The 22,714-nt window shown below is 63.1% G+C and carries 25 protein-coding genes; 15 read left to right on the top strand and 10 right to left on the bottom strand.

The window, feature by feature from the left end:
* Positions 1-30 precede the first annotated feature (30 nt).
* The 8 genes from EKH80_RS16160 to asnS all read right to left on the bottom strand — a co-directional run bounded on the left by EKH80_RS16160 (position 31) and on the right by asnS (position 7,124).
* Complete coding sequence (locus EKH80_RS16160) at positions 31-459, bottom strand: RidA family protein (protein WP_126685818.1); 429 nt, start codon at positions 457-459, stop codon at positions 31-33.
* The gene (gene can / locus EKH80_RS16165; RefSeq protein WP_126685819.1) at positions 456-1,124 is read right to left on the bottom strand and encodes a carbonate dehydratase; all 669 of its coding nucleotides are present in this window, start codon (positions 1,122-1,124) and stop codon (positions 456-458) included. Before can ends, EKH80_RS16160 begins: the two co-directional genes overlap by 4 nt.
* A complete protein-coding gene (locus tag EKH80_RS16170; protein WP_126685820.1) occupies positions 1,125-2,585 on the bottom strand; it encodes an aldehyde dehydrogenase in 1,461 nt (486 codons plus the stop codon).
* A gap of 60 nt (positions 2,586-2,645) precedes the next feature.
* Positions 2,646-3,479 (bottom strand): alkaline phosphatase family protein, encoded by an 834-nt coding sequence (locus EKH80_RS16175; RefSeq protein ID WP_230473749.1) that lies wholly within the window; start codon positions 3,477-3,479, stop codon positions 2,646-2,648.
* Positions 3,480-3,783: 304 nt separating this feature from the next.
* Positions 3,784-4,575, bottom strand: coding sequence for an SDR family oxidoreductase (locus EKH80_RS16180; RefSeq protein ID WP_126685822.1), 792 nt, complete (start codon positions 4,573-4,575; stop codon positions 3,784-3,786).
* A 19-nt stretch (positions 4,576-4,594) separates the two neighbouring features.
* Positions 4,595-4,921 (bottom strand): hypothetical protein, encoded by a 327-nt coding sequence (locus EKH80_RS16185; protein WP_126685823.1) that lies wholly within the window; start codon positions 4,919-4,921, stop codon positions 4,595-4,597.
* On the bottom strand, positions 4,918-5,706 hold the full coding sequence (locus EKH80_RS16190) for a MalM family protein (protein ID WP_126685824.1): 789 nt from the start codon (positions 5,704-5,706) through the stop codon (positions 4,918-4,920). Before EKH80_RS16190 ends, EKH80_RS16185 begins: the two co-directional genes overlap by 4 nt.
* Before the next feature lie 17 nt (positions 5,707-5,723).
* Complete coding sequence (asnS, locus tag EKH80_RS16195) at positions 5,724-7,124, bottom strand: asparagine--tRNA ligase (protein WP_126685825.1); 1,401 nt, start codon at positions 7,122-7,124, stop codon at positions 5,724-5,726.
* A gap of 131 nt (positions 7,125-7,255) precedes the next feature.
* On the opposite strand from asnS, the gene EKH80_RS16200 reads away from it, so the two are divergent.
* The 7 genes from EKH80_RS16200 to radA all read left to right on the top strand — a co-directional run bounded on the left by EKH80_RS16200 (position 7,256) and on the right by radA (position 13,463).
* On the top strand, positions 7,256-7,582 hold the full coding sequence (locus tag EKH80_RS16200) for a HesB/IscA family protein (protein WP_126685826.1): 327 nt from the start codon (positions 7,256-7,258) through the stop codon (positions 7,580-7,582).
* A gap of 181 nt (positions 7,583-7,763) precedes the next feature.
* Positions 7,764-8,192 carry a 30S ribosomal protein S6 gene (rpsF, locus tag EKH80_RS16205; protein WP_126685827.1) on the top strand — a complete coding sequence of 143 codons (429 nt, stop codon included), beginning with the start codon at positions 7,764-7,766 and terminating at the stop codon, positions 8,190-8,192.
* A 17-nt stretch (positions 8,193-8,209) separates the two neighbouring features.
* A complete protein-coding gene (gene rpsR / locus EKH80_RS16210) occupies positions 8,210-8,440 on the top strand; it encodes a 30S ribosomal protein S18 (RefSeq protein ID WP_017462785.1) in 231 nt (76 codons plus the stop codon).
* A 107-nt stretch (positions 8,441-8,547) separates the two neighbouring features.
* A complete protein-coding gene (gene rplI / locus EKH80_RS16215) occupies positions 8,548-9,000 on the top strand; it encodes a 50S ribosomal protein L9 (RefSeq protein WP_126685828.1) in 453 nt (150 codons plus the stop codon).
* A gap of 242 nt (positions 9,001-9,242) precedes the next feature.
* Complete coding sequence (locus tag EKH80_RS16220; protein WP_126685829.1) at positions 9,243-10,634, top strand: replicative DNA helicase; 1,392 nt, start codon at positions 9,243-9,245, stop codon at positions 10,632-10,634.
* A 290-nt stretch (positions 10,635-10,924) separates the two neighbouring features.
* Complete coding sequence (gene alr, locus EKH80_RS16225; protein ID WP_126685830.1) at positions 10,925-12,013, top strand: alanine racemase; 1,089 nt, start codon at positions 10,925-10,927, stop codon at positions 12,011-12,013.
* A 70-nt stretch (positions 12,014-12,083) separates the two neighbouring features.
* Positions 12,084-13,463, top strand: a complete 1,380-nt coding sequence (gene radA, locus EKH80_RS16230) for a DNA repair protein RadA (protein ID WP_126685831.1) — start codon at positions 12,084-12,086, stop codon at positions 13,461-13,463.
* Between the two features lie 88 nt (positions 13,464-13,551).
* Here radA and EKH80_RS16235 read toward each other — a convergent pair whose 3' ends face one another.
* On the bottom strand, positions 13,552-14,361 hold the full coding sequence (locus EKH80_RS16235) for a cytochrome C assembly family protein (RefSeq protein WP_126685832.1): 810 nt from the start codon (positions 14,359-14,361) through the stop codon (positions 13,552-13,554).
* Between the two features lie 266 nt (positions 14,362-14,627).
* On the opposite strand from EKH80_RS16235, the gene EKH80_RS16240 reads away from it, so the two are divergent.
* The 8 genes from EKH80_RS16240 (at position 14,628) to rplS (ending at position 20,502) form a co-directional block, all read left to right on the top strand.
* Complete coding sequence (locus EKH80_RS16240) at positions 14,628-14,915, top strand: autorepressor SdpR family transcription factor (RefSeq protein ID WP_126685833.1); 288 nt, start codon at positions 14,628-14,630, stop codon at positions 14,913-14,915.
* 38 nt (positions 14,916-14,953) lie between these two features.
* Positions 14,954-15,556, top strand: coding sequence for an SdpI family protein (locus EKH80_RS16245; protein ID WP_158628856.1), 603 nt, complete (start codon positions 14,954-14,956; stop codon positions 15,554-15,556).
* Positions 15,557-15,572: 16 nt separating this feature from the next.
* Positions 15,573-16,916, top strand: a complete 1,344-nt coding sequence (locus EKH80_RS16250; RefSeq protein WP_126685835.1) for an alpha/beta hydrolase — start codon at positions 15,573-15,575, stop codon at positions 16,914-16,916.
* 57 nt (positions 16,917-16,973) lie between these two features.
* Positions 16,974-18,359: a signal recognition particle protein gene (ffh, locus tag EKH80_RS16255; RefSeq protein WP_126685836.1), complete on the top strand. Its 1,386-nt coding sequence runs from the start codon at positions 16,974-16,976 to the stop codon at positions 18,357-18,359.
* A gap of 199 nt (positions 18,360-18,558) precedes the next feature.
* Positions 18,559-18,810 (top strand): 30S ribosomal protein S16, encoded by a 252-nt coding sequence (gene rpsP, locus EKH80_RS16260; RefSeq protein ID WP_126685837.1) that lies wholly within the window; start codon positions 18,559-18,561, stop codon positions 18,808-18,810.
* Between the two features lie 2 nt (positions 18,811-18,812).
* Positions 18,813-19,325, top strand: coding sequence for a ribosome maturation factor RimM (gene rimM, locus EKH80_RS16265; RefSeq protein ID WP_126685838.1), 513 nt, complete (start codon positions 18,813-18,815; stop codon positions 19,323-19,325).
* A gap of 7 nt (positions 19,326-19,332) precedes the next feature.
* Positions 19,333-20,118: a tRNA (guanosine(37)-N1)-methyltransferase TrmD gene (trmD, locus tag EKH80_RS16270; RefSeq protein WP_126685839.1), complete on the top strand. Its 786-nt coding sequence runs from the start codon at positions 19,333-19,335 to the stop codon at positions 20,116-20,118.
* Positions 20,119-20,136: 18 nt separating this feature from the next.
* A complete protein-coding gene (rplS, locus tag EKH80_RS16275; RefSeq protein ID WP_126685840.1) occupies positions 20,137-20,502 on the top strand; it encodes a 50S ribosomal protein L19 in 366 nt (121 codons plus the stop codon).
* A 92-nt stretch (positions 20,503-20,594) separates the two neighbouring features.
* On the opposite strand, the gene EKH80_RS16280 is transcribed toward rplS, so the two are convergent.
* Positions 20,595-22,652, bottom strand: a complete 2,058-nt coding sequence (locus EKH80_RS16280; RefSeq protein ID WP_126685841.1) for a GGDEF/EAL domain-containing response regulator — start codon at positions 22,650-22,652, stop codon at positions 20,595-20,597.
* Positions 22,653-22,714 lie beyond the last annotated feature (62 nt).

Genomic DNA, 22,714 nt, shown 5'->3' on the forward strand with positions numbered 1-22,714 from the left:
ACCCGGTGGGCTTGACGCCCCCGGGTTTTTTTATGTGCGTGACATCGGCAAAGCCGCGATGCACTTCAGCTCGATCGCAATCGGTGTCGGCAAGGCGGTGATGCCCAGCGTGGTGCGGCAGGCATCCACACCCTGGAAGTATTCCGCGTAGAGGCGGTTGTAGACGGCAAAGTCGCGCGCCATGTCGGTGAGGAACACGGTGACGTCGACCAGATCCTCCCAGCGCGCGCCGCTGGCTTCCAGTACTGCGCGCACGTTGGCGAACACCTGCCGGCATTGCTGCTCGATGTCGTAGCCGACCAGCTTCCCGTCGGCGTCATGGACGTTGCCTGGAATCTTGTTGCTGCCCGGCTCACGCGGCCCTACGCCGGAAAGAAACAGCAGATCGCCTACGCGGCGGGCATGTGGGTACGCGCCTACCGGGGCCGGGGCCGTGTCTGTGCGTACCACGCCGCTCATCGCAGCTCCCTTGCTCGGCGCATGAGCAGTTCAAGCGCCTGCTCGTAGTTGGGCCGCAGCGCATCGCGCGACGAAACATGCATCCCCAGATCATGCATGTGGCCATTGGAAAGGCTGTAGCACCACGCGTGCACGGACAGCTGCTGGCCGCGCTCCCAGGCATCCATCACGATGGTGGTCTGGCACACGTTGACCACCTGCTCGATCGCATTGAGTTCGCATAGCCGCATATTGCGCAGCGACATCGAATCCAGCGTCGCCAGCTTGTCCACGTGCTTGTAGGCCACGTCGCCGACGTGACGCAGCCAGTTGTCGACCAGGCCGAGCCGGCGCTCGTCCAGCACCGCCTGCACGCCGCCGCAGCCATAGTGGCCCACCACGATGATGTGCTCCACCTTCAGCACGTCCACCGCGAACTGGATGGCGCTGAGGCAGTTGAGGTCCGTGTGCGAGACCACGTTGGCGACATTGCGCTGCACGAAGATTTCGCCGGGCGGCAGGTCCACGATCTGCGTGGCGGGCACGCGCGAATCGGAGCAGCCGATCCACAGGTATTTGGGTGACTGTTGCTTGGCCAGGCGTTCGAAGAAGTTCGGATCGGCCTGCGTCACCGACGCCGACCAGCGGCGATTGCTGTCGATCAGGTCCTGCAGGGGACTGCTCATTTATTTTTCCTGGTAGCGAATGCAAATATTGCGCGGCTCGGTGAAGAAACGCAGCGCTTCTGCGCCACCCTCCCGGCCGAGGCCGGATTGCTTGCTGCCGCCGAACGGCGTGCGCAGATCGCGCAGCAGCCAGCAATTGATCCACACGATGCCGAATTCCAGCTGCGCGCCCAGGCGATGGGCACGTGACAGATCCTGCGTCCACAGGGACGCGGCTAGTCCGTAGCCGGTGCCGTTGGCGACGGCGACGGCCTGCGCCTCATCCTCGAACGGAATCAGCGTGACGACCGGGCCGAAGATTTCCTGCTGGTTGGTAAGCGTATCGTTGGCCAAACCCTCGATGACCGTGGGCGCGATGAACCAGCCGTCGGCACAGCGTCCTTCCAGCTTCAACGCCGCGCCCCCGCACAGGATGTTTCCGCCTTCCTCGCGTGCTTGCGCGATGCAGCGCATGACCTTGTCGAAATGCTCGCGCGAAACCAGCGCACCGAGATCGGTGGCGGCCTCCTGCGGGTCGCCCACGCGCAGCTCCCGCACCTTGGCAAGGTAGCGTTCGCGGAAGCTGTCGTAGATCGAACGCTGCACCAGCAGGCGTGAACCGCACAGGCAGATCTCGCCCTGATTGGCGAAGCCCGAGCGCACGATGGTGTCGAGGTTGGCATCGCTCAGATCGGCATCGGCGAACACGATGGCGGGATTCTTGCCGCCCATCTCCAGCGACACTTTCTTGAATTGCGGCGCCGCCGTGGCGGCTATGCTCGCACCAGTGCGGGTGCTGCCGGTGAAGGAAATGGCCTTGATCGCCGGATGCTCGATGATCGCCTGGCCCGTGGTGGGGCCGCGACCTTGCACGATGTTCAACACCCCGGGCGGGAAGCCGGCTTCGAGGCTCAGTTCGCCGAGCAGGGCGGCGGTGCAGGGGGTGATTTCGGAAGGCTTGGCGACCACGGTATTGCCGCTGGCCAGGGCCGGCGCGATTTTCCAGGTGAACAGATACAGCGGGAGGTTCCACGGGCTGATGCAGCCGACCACGCCAAGCGGACGGCGCAGCGTGTAATTGATCGCGCCACTTTCCATGGCGTGTGATTCGCTTTCCCAGCCCATGATGGCGGCGGCAAAGAAGCGCAGGTTGGATACGGCACGCGGTATGTCCAATCGCTTGGCGAGTGTTACCGGCTTGCCGCTGTCGCGTGATTCCAGCGCTGCGAATTCATCCAGCCGGGCCTCGATCAGGTCGGCAAGCTTGTGTAGCAAGCTTGCGCGTGTTTCGGCGGGTGTTGCGGCCCATCCCGGCGCGGCCTGTTGTGCTGCCTTGGCAGCCGCATCGACATCCGCGGCGCTGGAGTCGGGGCATTGCGCGAACGCCGCGCCGGTGGCCGGTTCGTAGACGTCGAGCCATGGGCCGCCGGCAGAAGCCTGCAGGCGGCCGTCGATCAGATTGGCGAGGCGGGTGCTTGGCATCCGCCCAAGCTTAGAGCCTGTTCGGGCGGAATGCACCGGACGCGTCCGTATGTCTTCATCTCAGGGAGTTGGGCTTGGCGTGGTGTTCCACGCGTCGCTGATCGCACTCACATTGGCGGCGTTGGCGAATGGCGCAAGGCCATACATGTCGAGCAAGGTGCGCAACACGTTGTAATGATTGGCCGGGGTATTGCTCTGCGTGCCCGGCGCAATGCCCGCACCGACCCAGAACATCGGTATCTGGTTGGCCGAAGTCGCCGAGTCGTCCTCGTCAAAGGTCACGATCAGCAGGCTGTTGTGGGTCTGAGCCCACTGCGCATAGGCGTCCATATTGTTCTGCAGCCAACTGTCGCCGGTGCCCACGTCGCAGTCATGCATGTCGTCGCACATGTTGGGGATCACGAACGACACCGTCGGAAGTTGCGTGAAGTCAGTAGGGAACTCGCTGAACATCAGGCTGTTGCCGGCCGGCACGTTCGAGAAATCCACCCAGGGGGCATGCTTGCGTGCGTAGAGGTTATCGCTGCTCCAGCAATCCGTGGCGCCGTCGTTGGGCAGGTTTTCGGCGTATCCGGCAAAGCTGTAGCCGCCATTGATCAATGCAGCACCCAGGTTTGCGATCGTGCCAAGATCTTGAGGACAGGAGTCGTCCACCACGCCCTGCGTATCGCCCGAAAAGAGCGCCAGATAGTTCGGCTGGCTGGGATGGGTTATGGCAAACGCCTGATTGAAGATCACGCCTTGGGCCGCAAGGCTGTTCATATACGGCGCGGCGCCGCTGCCAAGAACCTGAACGTTTTCCTTGTTCTCCATCACCACGACCACGACGTGATCGTATTTGGGCGGTGTCGCCGACGCGATGGATGCAGTGGCGGCGGCAAGTAGGGCGAACATCCACTTTGCTGTGTGCCTCATTCGTAACCCCTTTGAGTGTGATAAACGAAGAGCATGCTTTGCGCGATCAGCTGCGTGCCGGGCACGCTACTGACGAGCCATGACATCGAAATGACGTGGCTGATGGTTTTGAGCACTGGCTTCCCCGCGGGAAACATAGCCGGGACGAATGTGATTCGAGCGTGACTTCGATGTGTATTCCGAGTCGAAATCGTAGGCTGGGATGACAATCCCAGCATCGCGTAGGCTGCATGCATGGCAATGCTGGGTTTCGCAACCCAGCCTACGAACTACGAAACTCAGCTCAGCTGAGCGCCTTCGTTCGCCCGCCATCCACCGCTATGCTCACGCCGTTGACGTAAGCCGCTGCCGGTGTGCAAAGGAAGGCGATGACTGCAGCGACTTCACCAGGCTCGGCGAAGCGTCGCGCAGGGACTGCAGCGGCCATTTCCATCGCCAGTTCCTGCTCGCTGCGCCCGGTCTTCTGGGCTTGCACGGCCAGCAAGCCGTCCAGTCGTGCCGTGCGTGTATAGCCGGGCAACACGTTGTTGACCGTGATGCCGTCGGCGGCCAGTTCGCCAGCCAGCGTCTTGGCCCAGGCGGCCATGGCGGCGCGCACGGTATTGGACACGCCGAGGCCCGGGATCGGTTCTTTCACCGAGGTGGATATCACATTGACCACGCGTCCGTAGGCGCTGTTGCGCATGCCGGGCAGTACCGTTTGCAACAGCGTGTGCGCGGCCAGCACGTGTTGGCGGAAAGTGTCTTCGAACGCGACCGCTTCGGCGCTATGGATCGCACCGCCCGGCGGGCCGCCGGTGTTGTTGATCAGGATATGCACCGGATGGCTTTCGACGATGCCGAAGGCTTCGGCTTTCAGTCCCTCGCTATCGGACATATCCACGCTGCGCCATGCGTGCTGTTGCGAGGAGTGCTTGTGCGGCAAGCTGTCGGCGAGCGCAGCGAGGCGTTCGGCGGATCGCGCCAGCAGCGTGACGTCAGCGCCGAGTTCAGCAAGTTCGATCGCCGCTGCCCGGCCGATGCCTTGCGATGCGCCACACACCAGGGCGTGACGTCCGCTCAGATTCAAATCCATGGGATCCCCCCGTTCATGCTCAGGAACGGCTGTGCCACTGAATGGCCAATGCGGCGACCCAGCAGATCCAGGCCAACCATTGACTGTAACGCCAGATACGCCACAAGCGGGTGATCGCCGCATCGTCGATGGCGGCGATGGCCGGCGAGCGCAGCACGCTTTGCATGCGCAACCACAGCTGCGGTCCATGCGCGGTCTGCGCGCTGCCGGTATCCACGATGACTTTCCAGTGCTGCGGATAGTCTTCGCGCAAATGCTTGGCGATGCGGAAGGGCAACACGGCATGCGCGATGAAGCAGGCGAGGCCAATCACCAGCAAGCCGATGTACGCCACCAGAGGAATCAAGGGCTTCTCCGCGGCAGGCCAAGATCCGCGCCCAGCGAGTTGAGCAGGCCGTCGCCCTGCGGGGCCTTGCCGCACACCGCCTTGCTCACGGCTTCCTTATAGGGCTTGTCCATCAGGCCGACCCAGACCACGCCTTCGGGCCCGTGCTGGATCTTGTAACTGCCGCCCACGGTCGTGGTGGTGGGCGTGGTGCTGCTGGCCGTGGAGAACGTGCTGGCCGATTGTTCCCAGTAGGTGTTGTCCGTCTGCTGCTTGCTTGAGCTGTACACCACCAGGTAGCGCGCGCGGTCGCTGGTGATTTCGATGCTGCCGAACGCACCACTGTCGCTGTTGCTCCAGCCCATGTACTCGCAAAGCTTCACGTCCTCGGAGCCGATCGGCTGGAAGGCTTCATCGAGCTGCACGACGGTCGGCGCGAACAGATAGCTGCCACTGGTGACGGAACGTCCGACCAGCTCCGATTTCAAGCCGACCTTGTACGGCAGCTTCACGTCCTGTGGCAGCGCGAAGCTCAGGAAGTAGCTGTGCGAACCGTTGATGGCGGCCACCAGGCTGCCTGGGCCGAGCTCGAAGCGTTGCGGCCGCCAGGGCAGGCGCGTTTGATAGGAGAAGTCCGCGAACGTAGTGCAGCACGGCGTGGCTTCGCCGAGCGCCTTCCTGGCGTCGGCCAGGGGGCGAATCGGCTGGCTCTGCGGCAGCAAGTCGGTAGGCAGCGGCAGCTTGACGCGATGGCAAGCGGCAAGCGCCAGTACGGATGCGGAGACGAGTACCAGTTTGAAGCGCATAAGCGTTGCCCGGGGAATCAGAATTCGGCGCTCCCTGCCGCACGCGGGTAGGGAATGGCGTCACGGATATTGGTCAGGCCGCACACATAGACAAGCAGGCGTTCGAAACCGAGGCCGAAGCCCGCATGGGGTACGGTGCCATAACGGCGCAGGTCACGGTACCAGCCATAGGTGGCAGGATCGAGACCGAACTTGGCCATGCGCCGATCCAGGTAGTCCAGGCGCTCCTCGCGCTGGCTGCCGCCGATGATTTCGCCGATGCCGGGGGCCAGCACGTCCATCGCCGCGACGGTTTTCCCGTCGTCGTTCAGGCGCATGTAGAACGCCTTGATCTGCTCCGGATAGTTCATGACCACCACCGGGCGGCCCACGTGCTTCTCGGCCAGGTAGCGCTCGTGCTCGGTCTGCAGGTCCACGCCCCATACCACCGGGAATTCGAACTTCTGGCCGGACTTCTTCAGGATCTCGATGGCATCGGTGTAGTCGATGCGCTCGAACGGCTGGCTGATGAAACGCTCCAGGCGCGTGACCGCTTCCGGCAGCACGCGCTCGGCGAAGAACGCCATGTCGTCGGCACGCTCCTCCAGCACCGCCTTGAAGATCGCCTTGAGGAACGCTTCCGCACAGTCGGCGTTGGCGGCCAGGTCGGCAAAGGCGATTTCCGGCTCCACCATCCAGAACTCGGCCAGATGGCGCGGCGTGTTGGAGTTTTCCGCGCGAAAGGTCGGACCGAAGGTGTAGACCTTGCTCATCGCCAGCGCGTACGCCTCGACGTTGAGCTGGCCGGAGACGGTGAGGAAGGCCTCGCGGCCGAAGAAGTCCTTGCGGAAATCGATCTTGCCCTTCTCGTCGCGCGGCAGGTTGGCCAGGTCCAGCGTGGACAGGCGGAACATGTCGCCCGCGCCCTCGGCATCCGAGGTGGTGATGATCGGGGTGTTGATCCAGAAGAAGCCCTGTTCGGTGAGATGGCGGTGGATCGCCGTCATCATCGAGTGGCGCACGCGGGTGACGGCGCCGAACAGGTTGGTGCGCGGGCGCAGGTGCGCCACCTCGCGCAGGAATTCCATCGAGTGCTGCTTGGGCTGGATCGGATAGGTTTCCGGATCGTCGACGAGGCCGGTGACTTCCACCCGTTCGGCCTGCAGCTCGAACGCCTGGCCCTTGCCCTGCGAAGGCACCAGCGTGCCGCTGACGATCACGCCGGCGCCCGCGGTGAGGTGTTTCACCTCGCCCTCGTAGTTGTCCAGGGTGGCTGGCACCACGGCCTGGATCGGATCGAAGCAGGAACCGTCGCTGACATTCACGAACGACAGGCCGGCCTTGGAGTCGCGGCGAGTGCGCACCCAGCCGCGTACCGTCACTGTGCTGCCGGCCTCGAGCTTGCCGGAAAGGGCCTGTTTGACGCTGACCACCGTCATGGATTGAAACTCCTGGGGAAGGCGCCCATCTGTTCATGGGCGTGAAGGCAAGCGGGCATGATAATGTAGCCCTTGCCGCACTGCGACACGCTGTACGCGCTCAAGTGCCCGATTCAAGACCGAAAGTCCCCATGACCATCTCGATCACTCCCTCCGCCCAGCAACGCATGCGCCAGTTCCTTGCGCAGGCGCCGTCTGCCGCGGGCGTACGGTTCGGCGTGAAGCGCACCGGCTGCTCGGGCTTCGCCTATGTGGTGGACCTTGCCGAAAACGTGGGCGAGGAAGACCGGACCTTCCAGATCGAGGGGGTGCCGGTGATCGTCGACGCCAAGAGCCTGCCGCTGGTGGAAGGCACCGAAATCGACTTCCAGCGCCAGGGACTCAACGCCAGCTTCGTATTCCGCAACCCCAACGCCACCGGCGAGTGCGGTTGTGGCGAGAGCTTTACGGTCGGCTGAGCCCCTTTCGGGCTGGCCTGGAACGAGGCCCTGTCAATTCAGCGGCTTGCGCCGCTTCGCTCGTCCCGCTTACAATTCCGCTTCTGTCCGCGCCCAATAGGGGCGAGACAGCCCTTGCCTCACCGCCAGTTGCGGGAGGCTACGAGGCCCGCAAGGGTCCTATCCATAAGGAGTTTTGCCAATGACCTTGCGTCATTACGAAGTTGTATTCCTGGTCCATCCCGACCAGAGCGAGCAGGTTCCGGCGATGATCGAGCGCTACAAGGCGCTGATCGCTTCCGACGGCGGCAAGATCCACCGCCTGGAAGACTGGGGCCGCCGCCAGCTGGCGTACCCGATCGTGAACCTGGCCAAGGCCCACTACGTGTTGCTCAACATCGAAGTGAGCCAGAACGTGCTGAACGAGCTGGAGTCAGGTTTCCGCTTCAACGACGCCGTGCTGCGCCACCTGGTGATCAAGCGCGACGAGGCCGATACCGAGCAGTCCTTCATCCTCAAGAGCAAGGAAAAGGATGACGCCAAGTCCTCGCGCCGCCGTGACGACGACGCGGAAGGCGAAGACCGCCGCGTGGGTCGTGCCGATAGCGACGACGCCGACAACGAAGACTGATCCAGGAGCCAGCCCCCATGTCCAAGTTCTTCCGCCGCCGCAAGTTCTGCCGCTTCACGGCCGAAAAAGTCAAAGAGATCGACTACAAGGATCTCAACACGCTGCGCCAGTACGTCACCGAAAACGGCAAGATCGTGCCCAGCCGCATCACCGGCACCAAGGCGCGCTATCAGCGCCAGCTGGCCACCGCGATCAAGCGCGCGCGCTTCCTGGCGCTGCTGCCGTACACCGACAACCACGACGTTTGATCGCTGCACCCGCCTCGCCCGGTAAGGGCGGGGCGGTTTTCATCCCTTCGGACAACCGTCCACGGCTGCACCGGCCACTGCGGTGCTAACGAATCGAGGAATCAATCATGGAACTCATTCTGCTTGAGAAGGTGCGCAACCTCGGCAACCTCGGCGACAAGGTCAAGGTGAAGCCCGGTTACGGCCGCAACTACCTGCTACCGCAGGGCAAGGCTGTGCGCGTGAACGCCGAGAATCTCGCCGCATTCGAAGCCCGTCGCGCCGAATACGAAGCCAAGGCCAACAATCTGCTGAGCAATGCCAGCACTCGCCAGGCCAAGCTGGCCGACGTGAGCGTGACGATCAGCGCCAACGCCAGTCCCGAAGGCAAGCTGTATGGCTCGGTCGGCCCGCGCGAGATCGCCGACGCCCTGCAGGCAGCCGGTCATGACATCCACAAGGGTGAAGTGATCCAGGGCGAAGGCCCGATCCGCCACATCGGCGAGTTCGAGGTGGTGATCAGCCTGCACGCCGACGTGCAGGGCACGGTCAAGGTGATCGTGGTCCCCGAGAAGCAGTAAGCGTCTACGGGCCAGGTGCGGCGCGTTGGCGTCGCCCAGGTCCTGACCGGGGCTTTCAACGAAAGGCATTCGCGACAACGCGAGTGCCTTTTGTTTTCTCTGTGGCTGTCATTTATCCCCATCAAATCACAAGATATCCACAGACTTATTGGCTCGTCTCAGAGGATGAGACCTCGTAAGCTCATTACTTGTGCCTGCGACCTACACGGCGTCGAGCACCCTCCTTGCTGCAGGGAATGTCCATGTCCTTCGTCCCCGAACGCAAATCCGCCAATAGCGCCATCGAAGCCCTGCGTGTACCGCCGCATTCCATCGATGCCGAGCAGGCGGTGCTGGGCGGTTTGATGCTGGCCGCCGATGCGTTGGACCGCGTAGCCGACAAACTCGGCGAGCAGGATTTCTATCGCAAAGATCATCGGCTGATCTGGCGCGCGATCAGCGAGCTCGCCAACAAAGGCATGCCTTGCGACGCGATCACGCTGGGCGACTGGTTCGAGGCCAACGGCCTGGCCGAAATGGCGGGCGGCGCCAGTTATCTGGTGGAGCTGGCGAACACGACGCCGAGTGCCGCGAACATCATCGCCTATGCCGAAATCGTGCGCGAGAAATCCGTGCTGCGCCAGCTGATCGATGCCGGGACCGCGATCACCGAGGACGGTTACCGTCCGGAAGGCAAAACCGTGCATGAAGTGCTGGAAAGCGCTGAGCAGCGGGTGTTCCACATCGCCGAATCCGGTGCGCGCGGCAAGAAGGACACCGTCTCCATGCGTGAGGCGGTGAAGGACGCTTTCCGCCAGCTGCACGAGCGCTACCAGAACCGCGGCCAGCTCACCGGTATCTCCACCGGCTTTTCCGACCTGGACAATCTCACTTCGGGTTTGCAGCCGTCGGACCTGATCATCGTGGCGGCCCGCCCGTCGATGGGCAAGACCGCCTTTTCGGTCAACATCGCCGAAGCCTGCGCGCTGCGGGCAAAGAAGCCGGTGGCGATTTTTTCGATGGAAATGTCCGCCTCGCAGTTGGCCTTCCGTCTGATTTCCTCGGTGGGCCGCATCCATGCGCAGCATCTGCGTACGGGCGATCTGGCCGAAGAGGATTGGCCGCGCGTCACCAATGCCATCGCATTGCTGTCCGAAGCGAAGATCTTCATCGACGACACGCCGGGCCTGTCGCCGGTGGAAATGCGCTCGCGTTCGCGACGCCTGGCGCGCGAGCACGGCGGCCTTGGCCTGATCGTGATCGACTACCTGCAGCTGATGCAGGTGCCCGGCAACAAGGAAAACCGCGCCACGGAAATTTCGGAAATCTCGCGTTCGCTCAAAGGCCTGGCGAAGGAACTCAACGTGCCGGTGATCGCGCTGTCGCAGTTGAACCGCTCGCTGGAGCAGCGTGCGGACAAGCGGCCGATGATGTCGGACCTGCGTGAATCGGGCGCAATCGAGCAGGACGCGGACGTGATCATGTTCATCTACCGCGACGAGTACTACAACAAGGAATCCCCGGACAAAGGCCTAGCCGAAATCATCATCGGCAAGCAGCGTAACGGCCCCACGGATACGGTCAAGCTGACCTTCCTTGGGCATTACACCAAGTTCGAGAACTACAGTCCCGATTCGTATACCGGGCATTTCTGAGCTGGCGTTGCGCGCATAACTGTCTTTCCACTGTAGGCTGGGATGGCAACCCCAGCATCGCGCAGGGTGCATGCATGGCAATGCTGGGTTTCGCAACGTAAGCCTACGCTCCGCAAACCGACGGGTGCAGTGATGCTTGTGCTGAAAGGGCGCTGCCCGCGCATTGCCATGTCCGCGCCCTGACCCGGAGCCCGCTTGCCGGTAATCTATGCGGCAGCGGACAGCAAGGGGCTGGGCCCCGCCCGTGCGCCTTACTTTCTTGTAGGCACCCATCCACTACAGCCAGGATCATGAGCCGTACCACCGTCGCCACCATCCATCTGGGCGCGTTGCGCCACAACCTTGCTCGAATCAGGCAACTGGCAGCGCCAGCCAAGGTCATGGCGGTGGTCAAGGCCGACGCCTACGGACATGGCCTGGAGCGCGTCGCGCGGGCGCTGGACGGCGATGCCGATGCGTTCGCGGTGGCTTCGCTGGGTGACGGTTTGCGCCTGCGGGCTGCCGGGCATCGCCAGCGCATCGTGGTGCTGTCAGGACCGGACCAGGTAGGTGATATCGCGGAAATGCAGCGGCTGGGGCTGGATGCGGCGATCCATCATGAGAGCCAGCTGCAGTGGCTATCGGAGGCATCCGCCACCCGTGGCCGTTTGCGTGTATGGCTGAAGGTGGATAGCGGCATGCATCGGCTCGGCTTTGCGCCCGAGAGTGCGGCAGCTGTGCATGCGCAACTGACGGGCATGGCGGGTATTGATCCCGATATTGGCTTGATGACGCATTTCGCCGAATCCGAGGTTTTCGATGGCGAGCGCACGCGCCAGCAAATCGAGCGTTTCCAGGTGGCGACCATGGGGTTGTCCGGCCCGCGTTCGCTTTCCAATTCCGCCGCCGTGCTTGGTTGGCCGGCTGCGCGTGGCGACTGGGTGCGCACCGGCGGTTTGCTTTACGGCCTTTCCGTGGTGGAAGGGAAGAGCGGGGCTGATTTCGGTTTCCTGTCGGCCATGTCCTTGTCCACGCGGCTGATCGCCATCAACTCGATCAAGCGCGGTGAGCGCATCGGCTACAACGGCCGGTGGGAATGCCCGCAGGACATGCCGGTCGGCGTCGCTGCCGTCGGCTATGGCGACGGTTATCCGCGCAGTGCCGCCGCCGGCACGCCGGTGCTGATCGGAAACCGGCGCGTGCCGCTGATCGGGCGCGTTTCGATGGACCTCATCACACTGGATTTGCGTGACGCGCCAGAAGCGAAAGTTGGCGATCGCGTACTGCTATGGGGCCCGGAACTGCCGGTGGAGGTCGTCGCCGAGCAGGCTGGGACGATCAGTTATGACCTGACCTGCGGTATGACCCGGCGCGTACTGTTCGTTGAGGACGACAGATAGTCGCAATGTCTCGCAGCCTGCGATCGGTGCAGGCTAAGCTCCCGCTCATCGACCCCACGCATGTAACGTCATGGCCAAAGCCAAAACCGCTTATGTCTGCGCTGACTGCGGCGCCGAACACTCCAAATGGCAGGGCCAGTGCATCGAATGCGGTGCGTGGAACACGCTGTCGGAATTCGTGGTGCAGCCGGCGCAGAAGTCGGTTGGCGCAGCGAGACAAAGCGGCTACGCCGGTGCGGTCAATGGCGTGGCGCGGGTTACACCGCTCACCGACGTGCTGGTCACGGCCGAATCGCGCAGCTTGACCGGCATCGGCGAACTGGATCGCGTGCTTGGCGGCGGCCTGGTCGATGGTTCGGTGGTGCTGGTCGGCGGCGACCCGGGCATTGGCAAATCTACGCTGCTGCTGCAGATGCTCGGCAAGCTCGGCGAAAAACTACCTAGCGTATACGTCACCGGCGAAGAATCGCTGGCGCAGGTGGCAGCCCGCGCACAGCGCCTGGATCTGCCCCTGCAGCCGCTGCACGCGCTCGCCGAAACCGGCATCGAGCGGATTCTCGAACAGGTTTCCGCCACGCGGCCACGTGTGCTGGTGATTGATTCGATCCAGACGATCTGGACCGACCTGCTCACCGCGGCGCCGGGCTCGGTAAGCCAGGTACGCGAATCCGCTGCCAAGCTGACCCGTTTCGCGAAAGAAACCGGTACGTCGGTGTTTCTCGTTGGCCATGTCACCAAGGAGGGCGGCATTGCCGGTCCGCGCGTGCTCGAACACATGGTCGACGCCGTGCTTTATTTCGAAGGCGAATCCGGCAGCCGCTTCCGGGTACTACGTGCCTTCAAGAACCGCTTTGGCGCGGTGAATGAGCTGGGCGTGTTCGCCATGTCGGAAAAGGGCTTGCGCGAAGTACCCAACCCTTCCGCGATTTTCCTGTCGGCGCACAGCGGGCCTACCTCGGGCAGCGCCGTGATGGTCACGCGCGAAGGCACGCGTCCTTTGCTGGTGGAGGTACAGGCCCTGGTGGATCAGTCTTCGCTGGGCAATCCCCGGCGCGTGGCGCTCGGCCTCGAACAGAATCGCCTGGCCATGCTGTTGGCCGTCCTGCACCGGCACGGGGGCGTGGCGGCGTACGATCAGGATGTCTTCGTCAATGTCGTTGGCGGCATCCGCGTGCAGGAGACGGCCGCCGATCTTCCTGTGCTGCTTGCGGTGCTTTCATCCCTGCGCGACCGCCCGCTGCCGGAGAAAACCATTGCCTTCGGCGAAGTGGGCCTTTCCGGCGAAATCCGCCCGGTTCCCAACGGCGAAGAGCGCATGAAGGAAGCCGCCCATCATGGTTTTCGGCGCGCCATCGTGCCTAAGGCCAATGCGCCCAGGCAGGGGCGTGTGGGCGAGATGGAAGTGATCGGGGTGGAGCGCCTGGCGCAGGCAATCGACGCCTGCCGTTGAGATCAATGCAGGCTGGGATGGCAATCCCAGCATCGCGCGGGTTGCATGCATGGCAATGCTGGGATTGTCATCCCAGCTTACGGGTTGCTCAATCGACGGCGCGATGCAGGATCAGTTCCAGCACGAACTTCGAGCCGAAAAACGCCAGCACCAGCACGCTCATGCCGATCAGCGTGAGATTCACCGCACTGCGTCCGCGCCAACCATGCTGCCAGCGGCCGTAGAGCAGGGCGCCAAACACCAGCCAGGCGACGATCGAGAGCACGGTCTTGTGCACCAGATGTTGGCCGAACAGGTTGTTCACGAACAGGATGCCGGTAAGCAGAGCCACTGTAAGCAAGGCGAAACCAGCGCCAATCAGGCGAAACAGCAGGGATTCGGTCAGCGTCAAGGGCGGTAGTGCGCTCAACCATGGGCGGATATGGCGATGCCGCAGGGCCTGCTCCTGGATGGCGAGCAGAATCGCCATCGCCGCGGCGATCGAAAGCACGCTGAAGGCGAGCAGCGCCACCGTCACGTGCAGCTTGATATGCCAGTCCATCGGCATGGGTGCGGTGGGTGGTGCGAGAAAGCTGTCGGCGAACAGCAGCAGGGCGCTTAGCGGAAACACGATCACGCCCAGCGCCACCACGGGACGGGTGAGATTCACCAGCAGCGTCAGTGCCGACACGACGCAAGCCACCAACGAAAGCGCGGCGAAGAAATGCAGGTCGAGTGCGCCACGATGTGTTGCCAGCAACCAGGTGGCGTGCGCCAGTACGGCAAGAGTGGCAATGCCCAGGGCCGGACGCGCTACCTTGACCGGCGCAACGGTCGCGCGGCCGAACATCGGCCACGCCAACAACCCGCTGGCGAGCAGGTAGCTGGCGATGGCAAAGATGGACAGGGCGGCAAGCATGGCGTGCAAGTGTGGCACAGGGTGGGGGATGGGTGAACGCGACCTATGGATGGTCTGAAAAAATCCGTCACGGATTTTTTCAGACGCGCCACGTCCGGTACATGCCCGGACGCGGCTACGCCAGATCAGGCTGCGTGCCTGATCTGCGGTGGGCCCTCCGTGGCCCACGGAAACTCTGACCTTGTTCAGAGTTTCCCTAGACCGGCACTTGCAATATTTAGATATTTGTCTAAATATCTATGGGTCGACCGATCCGATGGTGAGTCGTGAAGCAGCAAGCCGTATTCCGTGCCCTGGCTGATCCCACGCGCCGCGCGATTCTCAAGCGGTTGCACGGCGGGGCCATGAGCGCGGGGGAAATCGGCGAGGCTTTCGATATCACCGGTGCGTCGCTTTCGCATCATTTCGCGATTCTCAAGCAGGCCGACCTGGTGCGCACCGAGCGGCGCGGCCAGTACATCGTGTATTCCCTTAACAGCACCGTGATGGAGGACCTCATGCGGCTGATGCTGGATCTGATTCCGCCGTCGGGGGGACGAGGAGGCAAGCGATGAGTCCCGTACGCAGTCTGTTTTTGTCCGCGCTTTTTGCGTTGATTTTGCTGGCCACGTTCCTGTGGCTGTATCCGCAGATGCCTGCGCTCGTTCCCGTGCATTGGAACGCTCACGGGCAGATCAACGGTTATGCAAGCCCGCTCAAGGCCGTTACGACGCCGCTGGCCGTGATGGCGCTATTGGCACTTCTTACGCTGGTATTGCCGGTCATTTCGCCGCGCGGTTTTGAAATCAAACCGTTCATGGCGGCATTTGTGATCGTGATGCTGGCGGGCCAGGCATTCGTCTTGATCGTCACCCTGGGCGTCTTGCTGAATGCCGCAGGCCATCCTGCCCACAGCCTCGTGATCAGAATGCTGCCGCTAGGTGTATTGCTGATGATCGTTGGCAACTACATGGGCAAGTTGCGCAAGAATTTCTTTGTCGGCATCCGGACGCCGTGGACGCTGGCAAGTGATGAGGTGTGGGGACGCACCCATCGCATTGCAGGATGGCTGTTCATGCTGGCCGGGGTGATCGTGATTGTCGCCAACCTGGTCAATGCGCCACTTTCTCTGTCCATCGGCGTGATCCTGGCGGCTGCATCCATTCCTGTTGTGTATTCCTACGTCGTCTACCGACGCGTCGAACGCAACCACTGAAGGCAAAGGAGGCTGTATGAACACCCAGACGCTAGCCGTGCTGGTGGGACTGGTTTGCTTGTTCTTGGCTGTACCGGGCCGAACCGAGCCAACGGCGGCTTGTCGTGCCCATGGTCAAGTCGCGCTTGCGGCATGGACGCAGGGTGACAATCTGCATGTGGTCAGGGATTTCGCGCCAGATACCGCGGCGCAGTTGACTCCGGGGACGTTGAAGGAGGTTTGGGCACAACTGCAAGCCAAGGCGGGAGCCTTCCGCAAGCTGGACGATTTGCAGCCTCGGACTATCGACGGTCACGCATTGCTGGTGGCGAACCTGGAGTTTGCCAATGCTTCGCTCGCTGCGTTGATCGGCTGCGATGGACTCGATCGCATCACCACGTTCCGAATCGTGCCGATGAGCGCCTTAAGCGAGGCGGCTGCGCAAGCGTCCATGCCTGCGCCAGGCGCAGGTATGGAACGTACAGTGCAGATAGCGTCGCCGTTAGGCCCACTGCCCGGAACACTGCTCTTGCCTAAAGGGAAAGGGCCATTTCCGGTGGCCCTGTTGCTGGCCGGTTCCGGTCCGGTCGATCGCGACGAAACGGTGGGCCCAAACAAGCCGTTTCGCGACCTGGCGGAAGGCTTGGCCGCCGCAGGCATAGGCTCGCTTCGCTATGACAAGCGTACCCACGTCTACGGCAAGCAAGCAGTCACCGATGCGTTCAGCGTGGATGACGAAGTAACCGATGATGCATTGGCGGCGCTGCAACTGCTTGCGCAGCAGCCCAGCGTCGACCCGCATCGCCTGTTTGTGCTTGGTCATAGTCTTGGCGCACTCATAGGGCCGCGTATCGGCCAGCGCGATGCCAAGCTTGCCGGGCTGATCCTGCTGGCGGCTCCGGCAAAATTGGGGCCGGATGTGCTGATTCGTCAGATCCGTTATCTCGCGCCCAGGCAAGGTGCGACCCAAGCCCAGCTGGACGGAATGCTCGCGCCATTGATGGCAGCGCGCGAGATGCTGGCGCAGGCGGATCCCAAGCATCCGCCGGCGGGAGAATTTTTCCATGCGCCGGCGAGCTACTGGCTTAGCCTGCGCGACTACGATCCGATCGTCACCGCAAAATCGCTGTCCATGCCCATGCTGATCTTGCAGGGCGGCGGGGATTACCAGGTCACCCCGCAAGACGATTTCAGTCATTGGCAGGCGGCGTTCGCCCAGGATCCGCGCGTAAAGCTGGTGGAATACCCTGGCCTCAGCCATCTGTTCATGCCGGCCGGCCAGCCGCCCTCCGCAGCCGATTACACCAAGCCCAGCCACTTCGATGCGCGGGTGCTGCAGGACGTGACAGCTTGGATCAAGGCTCGGCCAGCGCCAGGCTGAGGAAACGGGCGGCTCTGGTATCATGGCAAATCCATTTTGCGTGCTCCATCCGCCCTTATGTTCGAATCGCTCAGCCAACGCCTCTCCACCACCGTCAACCGCCTGCGCGGCCGCGGCCGGCTGACCGAGGAAAACATCCGCGAATCGCTGCGCGAGGTGCGCATCGCGCTATTGGAAGCCGATGTGGCGCTGCCGGTGGTGCAGGCCCTGATCGAGCGCGTGAAGGTGCGTGCGGTCGGCCAGGAAGTGCTCAAGAGCCTGTCGCCCGGCCAGGCGCTGGTGAAGGTCGTCAGCGACGAGCTGACTGCGGTGATGGGCACCGCCAATACCGAGTTGAATCTGGCCCAGCAGCCGCCCGCCGTGGTGCTTATGGCAGGCCTGCAGGGTGCGGGCAAGACCACCACCGTGGCCAAACTGGCGCGCTTCCTCACCGAACGCAAGAAGAAGCGCGTGATGGTGGTCAGTTGCGACGTGTATCGTCCAGCCGCGATCGAGCAGCTGCGCACGCTGGCCGAGCAGGTTGGCGTGAGGTTCTTCCCGTCGGAAGGCAGCCAGAACCCGGTCGACATCGCCAAGGCGGCGATCAGCGCCGCGCGCAAGGAAGTGATGGACGTGCTGCTGGTGGATACCGCCGGCCGCCTGCACATCGATGAGGCGATGATGGCCGAGATCAAGGCGCTGCACGCCGCGATCACGCCGATCGAGACCTTGTTCGTGGTCGATTCGATGACCGGCCAGGATGCCGCCAACACCGCCAAGGCCTTCGCCGAGGCTCTGCCGCTTACCGGCGTGGTGCTGACCAAGACGGACGGTGACGCCCGTGGCGGTGCGGCGCTTTCGGTGCGCTACGTGACCGGACGTCCGATCAAGTTCCTGGGTGCAGGGGAAAAGACCGACGCGCTGGAGCCGTTCTATCCGGATCGTGTCGCGCAACGCATCCTCGGCATGGGCGACGTGCTGTCGCTGGTCGAGGAAGTGGAGCGCAAGGTCGACCAGGAGAAGGCGCAGAAGCTGGCCGAGAAAGTCATCAAGGGCAAGCGCTTCGACCTCAACGACATGCGCGACCAGCTCGAGCAGATGAACAACATGGGCGGCCTGGCCGGCCTGATGGACAAGCTGCCAGGTGTCTCGGCGTTGCCGGAGAACGTGAAATCCAAGGTCAACGATGGCGAGATCAAGCGCATGATCGCGATCATCGGTTCGATGACCAAAAAGGAGCGTCGCCATCCGGATCTGCTCAACGGCTCCCGCCGTGCGCGCGTGGCGCGCGGTTCCGGCACGCAGCCGGCGGACGTCAATCGCCTGCTGAAGCAGTACATGCAAATGGAAAAGATGATGTCCAAGCTCTCCAAGGGTGGCACCAAGGGCCTGCTGCGGCAGATGCGTGGCGCCATGAAGGGCATGGGTGGCATGGGCGGCGGGTTCCCCCCGATGGGACGCTAGCTCCGGTCCTGCCGCGCGCCGTCGCCCGGGCGAAAACCGGGCGATAGGGCAGAACCATCCGCTGGGCCTGAGCGACGGCCTGGCAATGGGAAAAGGTAGCCCCTTCCTTTTTCCAACAATTTCATTAAAATGTCGCGTTTACCGCGCCCGGTCTAGGGCGTGCTTGCCGGGCCAGCCGGCAACTCTGGAGCTTTCAACTATGGTCAAGATTCGTCTTTCGCGCGGTGGCGCCAAGGGCCGTCCGTTCTACCACGTCGTTGTCACCGACTCGCGCAGCGCGCGTGACGGCCGCAGCATCGAGAACGTGGGTTTCTATAACCCGGTTGCCGCCGGCAAGGACAAGCGCCTTGAGCTGAACGTGGCGCGCGTGCAGGAGTGGGTGGCCAAGGGCGCTCAGCTGAGCGACAAGGTCGCTTCACTGGTGAAGGAAGCCGCCAAGCAGGCTGCCTGAGCATGACCGCAGCCGGTCGGCGCGTCCTGGTTGGACGCATCGTCGGGTTGTACGGCGTGCAGGGCTGGGTCAAGCTTGAATCCTGGACCGAGCCCCGTACGCAGATCTTCAACTACCAGCCCTGGCAGCTCACCGCGCCGGGTGGGGAAACGGAGGTCAAAGGAGTCACGGGTCGACCCCAAGGCAAGGGCCTCATCGCCAAGCTGCCCGGGGTGGACGATCGGGATGGCGCCGCAGCGCTGGTGGGTCAGGACATCTATGTCGCCCGCGAGTTGCTGCCGCCGCCCGGCAAGGACGAGTATTACTGGGTCGATCTCGAAGGTCTCGAGGTCGTCACCATCGAAGGCGTGGCGTTGGGACGCGTGAGTCATGTGTTCGCGACCGGTGCCAATGACGTGGTGGTGGTAAGGGACGGCGAGCGCGAGCGGCTGGTTCCTTTCGTCCAGGGTGTGTATGTGCGTTCGGTGGATCTTTCCGGCGGGCGCATGGTGGTGGACTGGGATCCCGAGTTCTGAGGGTCCGATGCGCATCGATGTCGTCACGTTGTTCCCGGACTTCATGCGCCAGTGCGCCGCCGTCGGCGTCGTAGGACGCGCGCAGCAGCGCGAGCTGTTGCAGGTGGAAACCTGGAACCCGCGCGATTACGCCACCGACAATTACCGTACCGTGGATGGCCGCACCAGCGGCGGCGGCCCAGGCATGGTGATGTTGATCGAGCCTTTGCGCAAAGCCCTGTCGGCGATGCGGGAGGCGGCACCGGAACCGGTGCACCTGATTTACCTCAGCCCGCAAGGAGCGCGGCTGACGCAAGGTAGGGTGGAGGCGCTGGCGAGGTTGCCGCGCATCGCCTTGCTCTGCGGTCGTTACGAAGGTGTGGACGAGCGTTTGCTGGCGCACGAGGTCGACGAGGAGCTGTCCATCGGCGATTATGTGTTGTCCGGCGGCGAGCTGGGCGCCGCGGTGATCATCGACGCGGTAGGCCGCTTGCAGCAAGGCGCGTTGAACGATGCGCAATCCGCCGAGCAGGATTCCTTCTCGAACGGCTTGCTGGACTGTCCGCACTACGCAAAACCGGTGCACGATGCGCTGGGCGACGTACCGGAGGTGCTGCTTTCCGGCGATCACGCGGCCATCAACCGCTGGCGCCTGAAGCAGGCTCTGGGGCGAACGTGGTTGAGGCGCCCCGACTTATTGGCGCAGCGCGCGCTGGATGCACAATCCCGTGCGCTGTTGGATGAATTCCGCCGCGAGCATGCGAAGGCGCAACAGCGGCAAAACGATGTGGTCGATGAAGACCGCAATCATTGAACAAAGACAGGTGTTGTCATGAACAAGATCATCGAACAGTTCGAAGCCGAGCAGATCACCCGCCAGCTGCCGGAGTTCGGCCCTGGCGACACCGTGGTGGTCAACGTCAAGGTGAAAGAAGGCAACCGTGAGCGCGTGCAGGCGTTCGAAGGTGTCGTCATCGCCAAGCGCAGCCGCGGCCTGCATTCGGCCTTTACCGTGCGCAAAATCTCGCACGGCACCGGCGTGGAGCGCGTGTTCCAGGCACACAGCCCGAGCATCGAATCCGTGCAGGTGAAGCGCAAGGGCAAGGTGCGCGGCGCCAAGCTGTACTACCTGCGCAACCTGGAAGGCAAGGCAGCGCGCATCAAGGAAGATATCGCCGCTTCGACCTCGGCCGACTGATTCAAGGCTGCAGCAGTCTCAAGCAAAAAGCCCTGCGGAGCGATCCGCAGGGCTTTTGTTTTGCCGTCGTAGGTTGGGGTTTGCACCCCAACCTACATGGTCACCGCCAGCGGCTGCGGTTCCTGCAGGAAGTTGCCCTGCACGAAATCCACCCCGCAGGCGAACAGCAGCGAAGTGCTGGCGGCATCTTCCACCCATTCGGCCACGGCCAGGCGTTTCATCTCGTGCGCCTGCGCGCAGATCTCGGTGATCTTTTTCTGGTTTTCGGGATGCTGCGGCAGGTCGGCCATGAAGCTGCGGTCGATCTTCAGGTAATCCGCGTCGATGTGATTGAGTAACTGGAAGGAGTTCAGGCCGGAGCCGAATTGCTCCAGCGCGAAGAACCCGCCGAGCTTTTTCCACGCGCTGATGAATTCCTGCGCGGGACGCAGCATCGTCACCACCTTGCTCTCGGTCATCTCCAGGACCAGGCGGCCGTGCTTGAGGCCGGCCTGCTTCAGCGCGCGATCCAGCCATGCCAGCAGATTGGCCTGCTGCTGCATGGAGTCGGGCGTGAGCTTGACGAAGAAGGTGGTCGGAATGCCGTGCCGGTCGCGTGTCTTCAGCGCGTTGATGGCCTGGTTGAGCACCCAGCGGTCGATCTCGGCGTTGAGCCCGTATTTCTCCGCAATCGGCATGAAGAAGCCCGGCGAGACTTCCCCTTGCGGGCCGTTCATGCGCAGCAGGATTTCCGAATAGTCGCCCTCGGCATCCTGCAGGCTGATGGTCTGCTGGTGATAGAGCATGAATTCGTTCTGCGTGAGCGCGCGGCGCAGCAGGTTCAGCCAGTTGTGTTCGCGTTCGGCGTCGGCCTTCTCCCTGGCGGCCGGATCGTGCAGCTCGCTGCGATTGCCGCCTTGCCCCTGTGCGCTACGCAGGGCCTGGCTGGCCTGGTTGAGCAGCATTTCCGCATTGGCGTTCTTTTCACCCAGCAGGCTGCCGCCAATACTGGCGCTGAGCGTGATCGACTGGCTGCCCAGGTCGAAGATTCCGCTGGAGATGGCCTTGTGCAAACCATCGATCCAGGTGCGGATGGCTTCGTCGGTTTCCGTATGCAGGATCACGCCGATGGTGTGCTCGGCGAGCAGTCCGGCAATGTCTTTCGGGCCTAGCTGCGCGGTGACGCGATGCGCAAAGGCCGTCAGCAATTCGTCGGCCTTGCCCAGGCCGACGTTGTTGACGATCGGCGCCCAGTTGTCCGGCTCGATCAGCAGCATGGTCTGGCCTTTGCGTCCCTCGCTGGCGGCGGCCACGGCGTTGTCGATGTATTCCAGCGTGCGGGCGCGGTTGAACAGCCCTGTGACCGGATCGCGCTGCAACTGCTCCACCAGGCCCGGGTCGATTTGCTGGCGGCGGAACACGATCTGCAGGCAGGGCTCGCCCTCAAAGGTGGCGTGCGCGAATTCGGCCGTGGCCGGGAACGTGCTGCCATCGGCGCGGCGGGCGTGCAGTTCCAGCCGGTACTCGGTCTTTTCGCCCCTCGACAGCGCGCGCAACAGGTTCTTGAAGACGTCCGCATCGGCCGGGCCGATCAGGTCCAGCACCGGCAGGCCGAGCAGATCGTCGAAATCGGAGTAGCCGAAGGTGTCCAGATAGGAGCGATTGGCGCGCACGTGCATGCCTTCGTGCACGTAGGCGATGGGGTCGTTGGAGGAGTCGAGCAGGGCGTCGCAACGGCGCTCCGATTCACGCAGGGCCGTTTCCAGCCGGCGGACCTGGCGGCGTGCGTGCAGCGACTCGAATTCGCGCCGAATCACCGTAATGAGCTGCTTGGGCTGGCTGCGCGAGCCCACGCCGTGCACCACGCCGTCCTGGAACATGTCGGCCACGCTTTGCTCGTCGATCTTCGCCACGCAGGCGATCAGGGCGATATCGCGGGCGCTGGCATCGATCTGCTGGGCGACGTCGCGCAACGACAGGCCCTTGACGGCCGGGCTGTACAGGACCAGATCGGGGCCGAGTTCTTCCATGGTCGCATGGACCTGTTCGATCGTTGTAGCCCGTGCGGGGCGGACAGCGGTCCCTGCGTTACGTAACAAGGTAATGATCTGTTCCGCGTCCTCGATCGAGTTTTCGATGAAGAGGATCTTGATGACGGAGTCTGTCTTCATGGGCGTGTCGTGCTTTCCTTACGATAAGGCTGCTCACGCGGAAGGCATCCGAGGGCTAGCCC

Origin of the sequence: Dyella choica, assembly GCF_003977665.1 — a bacterium.
GTDB classification, from domain to species: Bacteria; Pseudomonadota; Gammaproteobacteria; order Xanthomonadales; family Rhodanobacteraceae; genus Dyella_B; species Dyella_B choica.